This is a genomic window from Chitinolyticbacter albus, assembly GCF_024437655.1.
GTDB lineage: Bacteria > Pseudomonadota > Gammaproteobacteria > Burkholderiales > Chitinibacteraceae > Chitinolyticbacter > Chitinolyticbacter albus.
Genome location: NZ_JANBVF010000006.1, coordinates 23310 through 36533, shown reverse-complemented (window position 1 = coordinate 36533; position 13224 = coordinate 23310). Strand labels below are relative to the sequence as shown.

Below are 13224 nucleotides of genomic sequence, written 5' to 3'. Positions count from 1 at the left end.
CCCATGGCCAGCAAGGGCTTTGCCAAGACCACCGTCGCACCGCTCTCCGAGGCTGAACTCGACGAGCTGGCCGAATTCCTGACCTCGGATGCGGTGTCGGACGAGTGCATGGATCTGTCGATGCTGCACGGCTTTCTCACCGCCATCCTGGTCGGGCCCCAAGAGCCGCTGCCCGATGCCTGGCTGCCGCAGGTATGGGGTGAAGCCGGGCAGAAGCCCAAGTTCGAATCGACCACGCAGCAGACGCGCATCGAAGACCTGGTGCTGCGGCTCTACAACCAGCTGGCCGATGAGCTGACTAGCGAGCCGCCCGAGTTCGCGCCCATGGTCTACGTCGACGAGGAAACCGGCCGCGACATCGTGCAGCAGTGGTGTTACGGCTTCACGCTCGGGACGTCGCTGGTCCAGGAAGCATGGCAGTCCATGTTCGACGACGAGGATGGCGCGCAACTGCTCGCGCCGATCTTCGATTGTGCCGACGAAGAAGCGCGTGAGGAAATCGCCGCCGAAGGCGAGGATCTAGCCGAGTTCGAGCATGAGCTCGCCAGCATCCTGCCCGAAGCCATTCCCGAGATTCGCAGTTGGTGGCATACCAGCCAGCCGGTGGCGCCGGCGCCGCGGCAGGGACGTCAGAAGCACTGAGCGCCGTGCCCGGATTCACCCGCCTCGCCGCCGCCGCATTGTGTGCGACCGGGGCGCTCGCGCTGGCCTGGTGCTGGAACGAACCGTTCTTCGTTGCATGGCGTGGCCCGTGGATCTGGCCGGCCCTGGCGGCTCTGGCCGCCGGCGGCTGGTGGTCCAGCATCGGCTGGCGGCATTTGCGCTGGCTGACGATGTCCGTGCTGACCGTCGCGGGGCTGCTGCTCGTGGGCTGGCACGGCATGCAGCGCTACTGGCAATGGCAAATCGATGAGGCCGATCCGGCGCTCGTACGACAGCTGGGCGCGCACCTGATGGTCGGTTACACCGACGAGGCCGCGCTGCTGCCTTTGCTGGAGCGCGGTGCAATCGGTGGCGTCTTTGTCACGCGCCGCAATATCGAACGCATGAACGCGGCGCAGATCACTGCCATGATCTCGCGCTGGCAGGCCTTGCGCCGGGCGCGGCAGCTGCCGCTCTTGGTCGTCGCTACCGACCAGGAAGGCGGCATCGTGTCCCGCATGGCGCCGCCACTGCCGCAGCAACCGCCGTTGCGACAGCTGTTTGCAGGCCGCACCGATGACGAGGCAGTGGCCGAAGCCTATGGCGCGGTGCAGGGGCAGGGCCTTGCCGCACTCGGCATCCAGCTCAATTTCTCTCCGGTGATCGACCTCGACTGGGGCATCAGCAATCCCAACGATCGCTACTCGCGTATCGGATTGCGGGCGCTCGGCGAGCGCCCGGACGAGGTGGCAAGGCGCGCCCGTGGCTATTGCGCCGGCTTGCGGCGCTTTGGCGTGGATTGCACGCTCAAGCATCTGCCGGGACTGGGGCGGGTATTCGAGGATACGCACGCGCAATCGGCGCGTATCACCGCGCCACTGGCCGCGTTGCAGCAAACGGATCTCAAGCCGTTCCGGCAGTTGATGAGCGAGGGGGCCGGCGTGGTGATGCTCTCCCACGCCACGGCAACGGCCATCGATCCCGACCATCCCGCTTCCAGCTCGCCCGGCTTGATCCGCGATCTGGTGCGCGGTGAGTGGCGCTATCGGGGCCTCTTGATCACCGACGATCTCTCGATGTCTGCCGCGCGCGAGCAAGCCGGTGGGCTAGCGGAGGCGGCGGTGCGATCGCTGAATGCCGGGACTGACTGGCTGCTGATCGCCTGGGATCCCGCCTTGTACTACCCGGTGATGGATCGCCTGCTGCAAGCGGCAGAGCGGGGCGAGTTGCCGCCGGGTCGCCTTGCCGCGAGCCAGCGGCGCATCGCGCACTGGCAATCGCGGTTTGCAGTGCACTGAGGCGCGCTTGGCGTCCCAGGACTAGGATTGCGCCGGCTGGCCGGCGTACTGGGCGACGGCGGCCTGCGCGTTGAACAACAGGCGATCGCGACCGAGGCGCTCTGCCAGCTCGGTGTGGCGTACCGCGTCGAGCACGCCGGGATTGAGCCCCGCGAGGCAATAGACAATGCCTTGCGCCGCGAGTTTGCCCTCGGCCTCGACCAGCATCTGCAAGGCCGAGTACTCGACGTCCTGCACTGCGCTGAGATCGAGGATGAGTACGCGCGGCTGATGTTCCTGCACCTGCGCGCGCAACTGCTCGGCCAGATTCTGCGCATTCAGGAAGAAGATGCGCCCTTCGGGCCGCAGTACCAGCACGTCGCCGAAAGATTCGTCCTCGGGATGCTCGTCCGAGCGGGGGCGCAAAATATCGGTTCCCGGCTTGCGCCCCAACACCGATACGCGCGGATTGGCGGTCTGGCTCGCAAGCGCCAGCAAGGACACGATGATGGCGATGACGATGCCCTGCAGCGTGCCGAACAGCAGCACACCCAGGCAGGCGACCAGAGCCCAGCGAAATTCCATGCGGCGAATGCGGCGGATCGCCATGAATTCGCCAGGCTGGATCAATCCCACCGAATAGACGATGACGACGGCAGCGAGCGTGGCGTTGGGCAGCTTGGCCAGGAGCGGCGCGAGCAGCAGCATCACCGCCAGCGCAACCGCCGCGGTGACGAGGCTGGCGCGCTGCGACACCGCGCCGGCGGCGCGGACCACCGCGGTTTGCGAGGTGCCGCCACCGGCCGGCATGGCGCCGAGTAGCGCGCCCGCCGCGTTGGCCGCGCCCGTGGCGACCAGCTCGCGGTTGGGGTTGACGTAGGGGTCGCCGTCGCGAGCGAAGGCGCGGGCGGCGGCGATCGACTCGGTGAAGCTCATCAGCGCGATCCCGACCGCGCCCGGGATCAGCTGCCGCACGAGATCGAGGTCGGGTAGCGTCAGCGCGGGCAGGCCTTGCGGGATGGCACCGACGACTGAGACGCCGAGCGCGGGCAGGTCGAGCAGGGCGGTCGCGGCGATGCCGCCGGCCACGGCAACCAGCGGCGCCGGCGAGTGTGGCCACAGTTTTTCCATCAACAGCAACAATGCTAGCGTGGCGAGTGCGACGGCCAGCGTCAGCAGCGAGGTCTGCGGCACGCTCTGCAGCAGTGCCTGCACATCGTGGAAGAAATCCTGCTTGTGGATATGCACACCCAAGAGCTTGGGCAGCTGGTCGAGCACGATCACGAGGCCGATGCCGGTCTTGAAGCCGGTGAGCACGGGTGTCGAAATGAAGTTGGCGATAAAGCCCAGCCGCAGCACGGCGGCGAGCACCAGCATGATCCCCACCAGCAACGTCAGCGTTGCCGCAGCGGCCAGCATGCGCTCGGGATTGCCGTCGGGCACGAGCAGCGCCAGCTCGCTGCCGACCAGGATGGCGAGCGTGGTGGTCGAGGTGACGCTCAAAACGCGCGACGAACCCAGCAAGGCGTAGATCACCAAGGGGACCAGCGCCGTATAGAGACCGGCGGCCACCGGCAGGCCAGCGACCGTGGCATAGGCCATGGCCTTGGGCAGCACCACGGTCGCCGCGATCAGGCCGGCAACCAGATCCAGTCGTATCGCGGGGGCGGTCGTGCGGGGCGTGGTGCTCATCGGCGGGGCTCCTGTCGGGACACGATATCAATCCGGCCGCAAGAAAAAACCCCGCCGCGTATGCGACGGGGTCGGCACGTCAGACCAGTATGGCTTAGCGCTCGGACAAAGCCACCACACCCGGCAGGGCCTTGCCTTCGAGGAACTCCAGCGAGGCGCCGCCGCCGGTGGAGACATGGCTGACCTTTTCTTCCAGCCCGGCCTTCTCGATGGCGGCAACCGAATCGCCGCCGCCCACGACGGTGATCGCACCATTGGCGGTGACTTCGGCCAGCGCGTGAGCGACGGCGTAAGTGCCCTTGGCGGACTCGTCAATTTCGAACACGCCCATCGGGCCGTTCCAGAGCACGGTCTTGGCGTTCTTGATGATCTCGGCGTAGCGCGCGCGGCTGGCGCTACCGATGTCTACGCCTTCCTGGTCGGCCGGAATGGCGCTGGATGGCACTTCGACGAGACCGTCGAGCGTGCGGGCGTCGAAATCGAGGTGCTTGGTGACCATGGTGTCGATCGGCAATTCCAGCTTGTCGCCGGCCTTGGCCATCAGCTCGCTGGCGAGCGCCACCTTGTCGTTCTCGCACAGCGACTTGCCGATCTCGAAACCCTTGGCCTTGAGGAAGGTGAATGCCATGCCGCCGCCGATGAGCAGCTTGTCGACCTTGGGCAGCAACGCCTCGATCACGTCGATCTTGCCGGAGATCTTGGAGCCCCCAATGATGGCCACCAGCGGCCGTACCGGGTTGTTCACTGCTTCGCCGAGGAAATCGAGCTCCTTCTTCAAGAGATAACCCGACGCGCGCGGCAGGTTGACGCCGACCATGGACGAATGCGCGCGGTGCGCGGTGCCAAAGGCATCGTTGACGAACACGTCACCCAGCTTTGAGAGGCTGGCGCGGAACGCCTCGACCTTGGCCGGATCGGCCTTCACGCTGTTGCCATCGGCATCCTTGACCTTGCCTTCTTCCTCGATATGGAAGCGTACGTTCTCCAGCAGCACCACCTGGCCAGAGGCGAGCTTCGCACAGGCCGCTTCGACTTCGGCGCCGACACAGTCACCCAGGAAGGTGACCGGCTTGCCCAGCAGTGCTTCCAGGCGCTTGGCCACCGGCGCCAGGCTGTACTTCTCGACACGCGCGCCGTTGGGACGGCCCAGGTGGCTCATCAGCACCACCGAGGCGCCCTGGCCCAGCGCGTACTGGATGGTGGGCAGCGCGGCACGGATGCGCTTGTCGCTCTCGACCACGCCATTCTTCACCGGCACGTTGAAATCGACGCGGATCAACACGCGCTTGCCTGCAAGTTGCAGGTCTTCGATGAACAGCTTGGTCATGGAGGCTCCAGATTCGATTGGATGGGGAATGCCGCAATTGTACTGCCTGAGCATGGAGCGGCAGTAGCGCGAAATCAAACTCGGGCGGCAGAATGGCGCGCCGCGAGGGTGGGTGGGCCTGCTTGCGGCGTTGTCCTGTTGATCTTGGGGTGCTTGAGTGATGTTGCGGCTGCTGCGTTGGCTGGTGCTGGGTCTGATCGGAGTGGTGGTGCTCGCCTTGGCGGGCTTGTGGCTGTGGTGGCAGCTCGATGAGCCGTTGAGCGCCGAGGCACAGGCGTGGCTCGTGCCGGATCGCCGCGTGGTCGCCGATGCCGACAACGCTTATCTGGCGATGCTGGCTTTCGATTCGAGCGCGCCGCAGCCGCTGCCGCACGCCGCGCTGGTACAGGCACGGCTGGACGCACTGAACCGCGAGCCGCGACCAGTGGCGGACCATGAATACGCTGCCGTGCTGGCTGATCTCAAGCGGGGCAAGCCCGGCGGCACCTTTCCCGACGTGTGTAAGCGCGATTCGCCGTCGTGCTTGGCTGATTTGCAGCAACCCGAGCTGATCGCTTTGCGCGCGCAACGCTCGCAAAGCCTGGCGCGCTATCAGGCGATGCTGGCCATGCCGCAGTTCCTGAACCGCAGCCCGCGCGTCATACTGAACTATGCACCTCCGTTTCAGGCGCATGCGCTGTACGACACCCTGATCGTTGCCGACGTAGTGGCGGGCAACTGGCGCAGCGCCTGGTCCAGATGGTCAGAGCAGCAGCTGTTCTGGTTGCGTGTAGCCGAACACCCAGGCGACCTGATCACCTTGATGGTTGCGAATGGTCATCTGGAGCGGGGCGTGCGGCTGCTCGACGAGATGCTGTCGTGGCGGCCGGCACTGGCGGCATCCATCGATCAGCGCGGGCGCGATGCGCTGGCCGGCAGCGCCGAAGTGAGTGCTTGGCTGGTGCAGGCCGCACCCGGCGAGCTGCGTTTTGCGGCGCACATTCTCAAGCGGGTCACGCCGATCAACGCCCTGCGTGAACACGGGTGGCGTTCGCTGCCGGAGTCGGTGGTCATCGCGATCTGGCTGCGCCCCAACCAGACCATCAACCGGCATCAGAGGCAGCTGGCGGCAGAGCTGACGCGGCTGGGCTTGATGCGCGCGCCGAACGACGCTGCCGATCACCTCGCTTGCGATGGCCCGGTGCAATGGTGGACGGCAGATTGGGCGAATGAGCTGATGGTGTGTGCCGGCGCGGGGGATTGGGCCGGATATCAGCAGAAGCTGGAGCGGCTGCAACGCCGCAGCCAGGCAGTGCTGGAGCGCTTGGATCGCGCAAACGGCGCCGGAATTGACCGCCGTGCCGTGCAATAATCGAGGCTCCACCGTTTGCAGGCCTCATTTTGCATACCGACACCATCTCCTTCCTGCCTGCCGACAATACGCGGCTGGCCAATCTGTGTGGCGCGCTCGACGAGAATCTCAAGCAGATCGAGAACGCGCTCGATGTGAACATCGCCCGGCGCGACGCGCACTTTCGTGTGTCCGGCAAGGCGCGCCAGGTGCGCCATGCGCTCGATGTGCTGGAGTACTTCTACAACGAATCGAGCGAGCCCCTGGAGCTTGACGACATTCAGCTGGGCATCATCGAGATCACGCGCGGCCCGGTAGATGAAGAGATCGATCCCGATGCGCCGCAGTTGCGCACCCGGCGCAGCGATCTACGTGGCCGCACCCCGCGCCAGACGCAGTACATCAAGGCGATCCAGGAGCACGACATCACTTTCGGCATCGGCCCGGCCGGCACTGGCAAGACCTATCTGGCGGTAGCGTGCGCGGTCGATGCGCTCGAACGTGATCTGGTGAAGCGGCTGGTGCTGGTGCGCCCGGCGGTCGAGGCGGGCGAGAAACTGGGTTTCTTGCCGGGCGATTTGGTGCAGAAGGTCGATCCCTATCTGCGACCGTTGTACGACGCGCTCTACGATCTGATGGGTTTTGACAAGGTCACCCGATTGTTCGAGAAGGGCATCATCGAGATCGCGCCGCTGGCGTTCATGCGGGGCCGCACGCTGAACCACAGCTTCGTCATCCTCGACGAATCGCAGAACTCGACGCCTGAACAGATGAAGATGTTCCTCACCCGCATTGGCTTCGGTTCCAAGGCGGTGATCACGGGCGACCCGACGCAGGTCGATCTGCCCAAGAACCAGAAATCGGGCCTGACCGACGCGCAGGATGTGCTGGCCGGCGTGCGCGGCATCGCGCTGCACCACTTCACCAGCGAGGACGTGGTTCGCCACCCGCTGGTGCAGAAGATCGTCGACGCCTACGAGAAGAAGGGCAGGGAACGCGAGGCCGAGGCGGCCCAACGCAAGGCCGAGCGCGACGCAGCCCGTCAGGACGGGCCCAAGGAATGAGGGCAGGCCAGGCCGGCTGCCATCGAGCCGGCCTGCTGATCGCTACACTGCTCGCGGCGCAGCTCTCACTGGCTGCGCTCGAGCAGCCGTACCCCGGCGAAGCCCGGGTGGTGCCGCAAACGCTGATGCTCAGGGCGGATCTCGACGATTACGACGATCACGACGATGCGCTATCGCGCCCGCTGGCTGCCAAGGAGTGCCAACGGCTGCGCCTGGACGGCTACGCAACCGAACCCTGCCTGTCCGCCTACCACGGCGTACAGGCGCTCCACTTGTGGTTCAACCCCGGTAAGCCGTATGAGCGCAAGCTGTCGATCAGCTCCTGGTATCAAAGCAATCGGCTCGGGCCGCTTTCCCTGTTTCGCGACCGCGCGCCGCTGCTGAGCCTGACTACCACCGGCGTGCGCGGCACGGGCGTACATCAGCGCCTGTGGCTGCTGCTGGGTGCTCAGCAGGATCAGTGCCGACCGCTGTTGCTGGAAACGTTATCCGCCCATCAATGGGTGCTGGGCGACGCCGACTACCAACTGAATGTGACGCCGCACCTGTATCCGGCGCGCGCGCCGCACATTGTCATCGACTATCAACTGCGCCGCGTGCCCAACGAAGAGGGCCCCAGCCACATCACGCATCGCTGGCGCGATACGCTGCGCTGGCAAGCAAGGGCACAGCGGTTCGTGTTGTCGGCACGCAGTGGTCGGCCTTTTGCGAGCGCTGTTACAGAAATCGACGCGACCCGGTCACGACTGGGCGAGCTCGGCTGCGACGATTTCGATATCAACGGCAAGGCCTGGGAGGTCGCGTCTATCATGTCCGTGCTCGACGGCGTATTTGATGATCGTTCCACTTCACCGGTATCCACAGAATCCACACCATGAGCCGACGCCTGAAACTGAGCCCGCAAATCGCCAGCACCGCCGCCATCCTGCCCGGCAGGGCTGAGCTGAAGGCCTGGGCCGAGGCCGCCTTGCAGCCGGGAGTGAAGACCGCCGAGATCACCGTGCGTTTTGTCGACGCCGAGGAAGGCCAGCAGCTCAATCGCGACTATCGTGGTAAGGATTACGCGACCAATGTGCTGACCTTCACCTTCGACGAGGACATGCCGGACATCCCCGACTTGCCGCTCTTGGGCGATCTGGTGCTGTGCGCACCGGTAGTCGAGCGCGAGGCGGCGGAGCAGGGCAAGTCGCTGCTCGCCCACTACTGCCATATGGTGGTGCATGGCGTGCTGCACTTGCAGGGTTACGACCACCTCGAAGACGCCGAGGCCGAGGAGATGGAGGCGCTGGAAACGCAAATCGTCACCACCCTCGGTTATGATGATCCGTACCGTGATGACAAGGTTTGACCCGAATCGATGATGGACGACAGCCCATCCCAGAAAAACTGGCTTGAACGCCTGACCCAATTCCTGCTGCGCGAGCCAGAGAGCCGTGGCGAGCTGGTGGGTATCCTGCACTCGGCCTTCGAGCGCCATCTGCTCGATGCCGATGCGCTGGCGATGATCGAAGGCGTGCTCAACGTCGGCGACATGCAGGTGCGCGACGTGATGGTGCCGCGCTCGCGCATGGACGTGATCGATCTGGCCACCTCGCACGCCAAGCTGATCGCGCATGCGGTTGCCACGTCGCATTCGCGCTTCCCGGTCGTCGACGGTAGCGTCGACGACGTGATCGGCATCCTGCTGGCCAAGGATCTGCTGCGCTACGCGGTGCAGCGCCAGGCCATGGACCTGCGTTCCATGCTGCGCCCCGTGGTGTTCGTTCCCGAGTCGCAGCGGCTTAACGTATTGCTCAAGGCGTTTCGCGACCAGCGCAACCATATGGCCATCGTCGTGGATGAGCATGGCAGTGTGGCGGGGCTGGTCACCATCGAGGACGTGATCGAGCAGATCGTCGGCGATATCGCTGATGAGCACGATGTGACCGAACAGCTGATCGTGCAAAGTGGCCACGATCGCTGGCGGGTGCAGGGTGGTGTCGAGCTCGACGAGCTCAACGGCGTGCTGGGCACCAGCTTCGAGCGGGGCGATTTCCGTACCCTGGCCGGGCTGGTGATCGACCGTTTCGGCTACGTGCCGCGCCGCGGCGAGAGCGTGGTGGTAGAGGGTTGGCGGCTGCGGGTGATCCGCGTTGACCGGCAGCGCGTTCAGACAGTGCTGCTCGAGCGCCTGCCGCAAGCCGTGCTGATGGAGAGCGAATGAAGCTGCTGCAACACCCCGTGATTCGCCATGCCATGCTGGCCGCCTGTGGGGCGGCCAGCGTGCTTTCGTTTGCACCCCTCTACTGGGCGCCGCTGATGTGGCTGTCGCTGGCGGTACTGTTCATCGCACTGGCGAGCGCGCCCACGCCCGGCGCGGCGGCATGGCGCGGCTTGTCGTGGGGGCTGGGTTATTTCATTGCCAATATGCATTGGATTTACATCAGTCTGCATACCTTCGGTGGCATGCCGGCATGGATGGCGGCCGGCTGCACCGTGCTGTTCGCGCTCTATCTGGCGCTGTTTCCGGCATTGGCCGGCTGGCTGGCGCAGCGCCTGCCGTCGCCCGCGCGCTTGCGCCTGCCGCTTTTGGTGCCGACGCTGTTCGTCGCCACCGAGTATCTGCGCGGCTGGCTGTTCACCGGTTTCCCCTGGGCCAACGTGGGCATCTCGCAGCTGCCGTACACCCCGCTGGCGGGCTATGCGCCGGTGGTCGGCGCCTACGGCGTCGGGCTGGTGCTGGCGCTGTGCGTGGCCTGGCTGGCTGACGGCTGGCGGATTCCACGGCGCTGGGCCGCCGTGGCCACGGTCTGGCTGCTCGGCATGGGGCTGCAGCAGGTGGCGTGGACCACGCCGCAGGGCAAGCCGGTCACGGTCTCGCTGGGCCAGGGCAATATCCGGCAGGACCTGAAGTGGGATCAGGCACATTTTGTCGACAATCTGCGCACCTATCTGTGGCTGACGCGCGAAGCGCGCGGCGAGATCGTCATCCTGCCGGAAACCGCCATTCCCGCCTTCCTCTCCGACGTGCCCGACTGGTATCTGGCCGAGCTGCGCCGCGCCGTGGGGCGACGTCATCTGGTGCTGGGGGTGCCGCTCTTGGGCCGTCGGCCCAACGAGTACTACAACAGCGTGTTGGCGCTGACCGACATGAAGCAACCGGCCTACAGCAAGCATCACCTGGTGCCATTTGGCGAATTCGTTCCGGTGCCGGCGTTGTTCGGCTGGATGTACGACTTCCTCAACATGCCGCTGTCGGGTTTCACCCCCGGCGCCGCCAAACAGCGACCATTCACGCTGGGCCAGACGCGGCTTGCGGCCAACATCTGCTACGAGGACGTCTACGGCCGCGAGATCATCCGCGCGTTGCCCGATGCCACGCTGCTCGCCAATTTCAGCAATCTTGCGTGGTTCGACGGCTCGTGGGCGGCGGACCAGCAGGCCCAGATGAGCCAGGCGCGCGCGCTGGAAACCGGGCGCTACATGTTGCGCGCGACCAATACCGCGCTCACCGCCATCATCGATGAGAAGGGGCACATCGCCGCGCGGCTCGGCCCCATGAAAAAGGGCCTGCTCGAAGGACAGGCCCGTAACTTCACCGGCATGACGCCGTATGCCCACCTAGGCGACGGGGCTTTCCTGCTGGCCTGCGGCGGCTTGCTGCTGGGCCTTGGCTGGCGCCAGCACCAAACGCGTTCCCGCGAAACGGTCGTGTAGCAGCTGCTTGTCGCGATCGACGATGGCCCAGAAAAACGGCGCGATGAACCAGGCCAGCGCGAGCCAGGCATACGGAATCCACTGCGGATCGCGCCGCGCGACGATCCATAACGGAATCAGCGGTAGATAACACGCGGTGGCCAGGGCGAAACGGCCCATCATCTGCGGTGCACCGGGTGTACGGCCGCGCGCGTCGACCAGACGCAGTCGCCAGGTCTTCATCGCCAGCGTCTGGCCGCCATGGTGCCAGCACCACGTGAAGTAGCCGAACGCAGCAAGGAGAAACCAGGCGAAGTTGAGTGCATGCGCCAGCGGCGTATCGATCATACCGTCGACCTTGCCACCCCAGATGGCCTGGAGCGCGGCCTGTACCGCCACCGGCGGGATGGCGGCCAGCAGCAACACCGGAATCAGCAGCAACAGCTCATACCACCACGCGAAAAACCGTCGCCACCAGCCGGCGGCCTTGCCTTCGGTCATTCCCTGTCCTTGTGTTTCTTGTGCGGCTTGCGCTCGTCGTCATGCTCGCGGCGATAGCGCTCGATTGCATCGCGGCGCTGCTCCGGCGGCATTTCCTTGAAACGCTGGTAGTTTTCGCGCGCCCGGGCACGCTCGGACGGCGATAGCTCGGCCCAGCGGCCTATGCGCTCGCGCACGCGCGCCTGCTTCTCGGGCGGCAATTGCGGGTAGCGCTCGGCCATGTGCGTAAGGTGCTGCTGCTCGTCCGGGCTCAGCGTGTCCCATTGTCGCGATAGCGGTGCCAATACCGTGCGCGCGCCGGGACTGAGGTTGTTCCAGTCCTGGGCGCAGGCGAGCGCTGACGCGGTGGCCAGCAGCAGGGTGATCAGTTGGTGACGGAAGTCCATTTATCGAAATCGTTGCTCACGTACATGTCGAGCGGAACCTCGTCGGCCAGCAGTTGCAGGTCGACATTGGGATCCACGGCGCGGACCTGCTGCCATTGCCAGACGCCGCCCAGCGCGATGGCCAGACTGAACGCCAAGCCGGCGCTCCAGGCGGCCGGGTGTGAACCGAACTGGCGCGACAGCCAGTGACTGAGCGAGAGCGGTTCCGCACCCCCGGCCAGCGCGCGCTGGCGCGCCTGTGCCAGTCTCTGGGCCACGGCGGGGCTGACCGGCGCGCGATCGAGCGCGGCGCGTACGTGCGCAACCACCGCATCGTCGTGCATCTGCTTAGTCATGTTCGCCTCCCATTGAAACCCTGCCGGATTCCCAGTGTATACCGTGCTGGCGCATCCAGTCCGCCATTGCCGCTGTTGCGCGCGAGCAATGTGTTTTCACGCTGCCCTCCGAGCAAGCCATGATACGGGCCGTCTCGGCCGTATCGAATTCCTCCCAGTAACGCAGCAGGAAGGCTTCGCGTTGACGCGCCGGCAAACGGGCGATACCGGCTTCGATCAGCGCCATGGTCTGCGCCTGGATGCGTTCGTCCTCCGGGTTGGCCGCCTGCGGCTGTTCCGGCAGCCAATCGAGCGGATCGCCGCCATCCTCGTCGTCGTCCTTACGGAACGACGAAAACAACGTCACCCACCAGTTGCGTACCTTCTGCCGCCGCATATGATCGCGGATCGCGTTCTGCAGGATGCGATGGAACAGCATCGGCCATTCGGCCTCGGGCTTGTCAGCGTAGCGCTCGGCCAGCCGCATCATCGCGTCCTGCACGATGTCGAGCGCCGCCTCGTCATCGCGCACGGCATAGGCGGCGTGCTTGTAGGCACGGCGCTCGACCGAGGCGAGAAACTGGGAAAGCGCGGATTGCGGAGCTGGCATTGCGGCGTAAGCGATCGGGTCGGTTTGGGTGTGGCCCAGATGCTAGCACGCCGGCTTACGCCGTCGAGTGTGCTTGCTACCGCACGGCGAGTGAGCGGCATCACGGCCCGACCGGGTGCGCGTGCGCGGCTACCGCATCGCAGCAATGCTTGCCAAGTCCTTGTCTATCCGTTACCTTTTGCGGTTCGCGCCCTATCCAGATGCGTGAATCGCGCCCCCGTTCCTATCGCCGGGGTCGCACACCGAATTGGCACCGCCCGCGCAACACCGCAGTCGTCCCACTCGGGCCACAAGCCCGATTCAAGGCGGCCAGCCCGGTACTAGGAAGGCCGATCGGCACTGCCGATGCCCAGCAGCAAGTGGATCGTTGTGTTACCGCACCTCGATCCGGATCAGGAGCTCGCCC

Annotated in this window: 14 protein-coding genes; 8 read left to right on the top strand and 6 right to left on the bottom strand. The window is 65.5% G+C overall.

Annotated elements, in window-relative coordinates:
- The first annotated feature begins 3 nt into the window (after positions 1-3).
- Both NLI84_RS04715 and NLI84_RS04710 read left to right on the top strand, forming a co-directional pair.
- Positions 4-642 carry a UPF0149 family protein gene (locus NLI84_RS04715; protein WP_255988531.1) on the top strand — a complete coding sequence of 213 codons (639 nt, stop codon included), beginning with the start codon at positions 4-6 and terminating at the stop codon, positions 640-642.
- 5 nt (positions 643-647) lie between these two features.
- Complete coding sequence (locus NLI84_RS04710) at positions 648-1940, top strand: glycoside hydrolase family 3 N-terminal domain-containing protein (RefSeq protein WP_255988529.1); 1293 nt, start codon at positions 648-650, stop codon at positions 1938-1940.
- Between the two features lie 21 nt (positions 1941-1961).
- Here NLI84_RS04710 and NLI84_RS04705 read toward each other — a convergent pair whose 3' ends face one another.
- Positions 1962-3611 carry a SulP family inorganic anion transporter gene (locus NLI84_RS04705; RefSeq protein WP_255988527.1) on the bottom strand — a complete coding sequence of 550 codons (1650 nt, stop codon included), beginning with the start codon at positions 3609-3611 and terminating at the stop codon, positions 1962-1964.
- Positions 3612-3705: 94 nt separating this feature from the next.
- Positions 3706-4938 (bottom strand): phosphoglycerate kinase, encoded by a 1233-nt coding sequence (locus NLI84_RS04700; RefSeq protein WP_255988525.1) that lies wholly within the window; start codon positions 4936-4938, stop codon positions 3706-3708.
- A 157-nt stretch (positions 4939-5095) separates the two neighbouring features.
- Between NLI84_RS04700 and NLI84_RS04695 the strand changes: the two genes are divergently transcribed.
- From NLI84_RS04695 to lnt, 6 genes are read left to right on the top strand one after another with little or no spacing between them, the layout of a single operon-like run.
- Positions 5096-6289, top strand: coding sequence for a hypothetical protein (locus NLI84_RS04695; protein WP_255988523.1), 1194 nt, complete (start codon positions 5096-5098; stop codon positions 6287-6289).
- A 26-nt stretch (positions 6290-6315) separates the two neighbouring features.
- On the top strand, positions 6316-7332 hold the full coding sequence (locus NLI84_RS04690) for a PhoH family protein (protein WP_373316898.1): 1017 nt from the start codon (positions 6316-6318) through the stop codon (positions 7330-7332).
- Positions 7329-8210 carry a hypothetical protein gene (locus NLI84_RS04685; protein WP_255988520.1) on the top strand — a complete coding sequence of 294 codons (882 nt, stop codon included), beginning with the start codon at positions 7329-7331 and terminating at the stop codon, positions 8208-8210. The genes NLI84_RS04690 and NLI84_RS04685 overlap by 4 nt, the downstream gene beginning before the upstream one ends.
- Positions 8207-8680: an rRNA maturation RNase YbeY gene (ybeY, locus tag NLI84_RS04680; RefSeq protein WP_255988518.1), complete on the top strand. Its 474-nt coding sequence runs from the start codon at positions 8207-8209 to the stop codon at positions 8678-8680. The genes NLI84_RS04685 and ybeY overlap by 4 nt, the downstream gene beginning before the upstream one ends.
- Positions 8681-8689: 9 nt before the next feature.
- Positions 8690-9535, top strand: coding sequence for a CorC family transporter (locus NLI84_RS04675; protein ID WP_255988517.1), 846 nt, complete (start codon positions 8690-8692; stop codon positions 9533-9535).
- Positions 9532-11028 (top strand): apolipoprotein N-acyltransferase, encoded by a 1497-nt coding sequence (lnt, locus tag NLI84_RS04670; protein WP_255988515.1) that lies wholly within the window; start codon positions 9532-9534, stop codon positions 11026-11028. The genes NLI84_RS04675 and lnt overlap by 4 nt, the downstream gene beginning before the upstream one ends.
- On the opposite strand, the gene NLI84_RS04665 is transcribed toward lnt, so the two are convergent.
- The 4 genes from NLI84_RS04665 to NLI84_RS04650 are packed head-to-tail and all read right to left on the bottom strand — an operon-like array spanning position 10933 to position 12818.
- The gene (locus NLI84_RS04665; protein WP_255988513.1) at positions 10933-11508 is read right to left on the bottom strand and encodes an RDD family protein; all 576 of its coding nucleotides are present in this window, start codon (positions 11506-11508) and stop codon (positions 10933-10935) included. The two genes, lnt and NLI84_RS04665, sit on opposite strands and share 96 nt — an antisense overlap.
- Positions 11505-11894: a DUF3106 domain-containing protein gene (locus tag NLI84_RS04660; RefSeq protein WP_255988512.1), complete on the bottom strand. Its 390-nt coding sequence runs from the start codon at positions 11892-11894 to the stop codon at positions 11505-11507. Before NLI84_RS04660 ends, NLI84_RS04665 begins: the two co-directional genes overlap by 4 nt.
- Complete coding sequence (locus NLI84_RS04655; protein ID WP_255988511.1) at positions 11873-12229, bottom strand: DUF3619 family protein; 357 nt, start codon at positions 12227-12229, stop codon at positions 11873-11875. Before NLI84_RS04655 ends, NLI84_RS04660 begins: the two co-directional genes overlap by 22 nt.
- Entirely contained in the window at positions 12222-12818 is a 597-nt protein-coding gene (locus tag NLI84_RS04650) for an RNA polymerase sigma factor (protein ID WP_255988510.1), read from the bottom strand. The genes NLI84_RS04655 and NLI84_RS04650 overlap by 8 nt, the downstream gene beginning before the upstream one ends.
- Positions 12819-13224 lie beyond the last annotated feature (406 nt).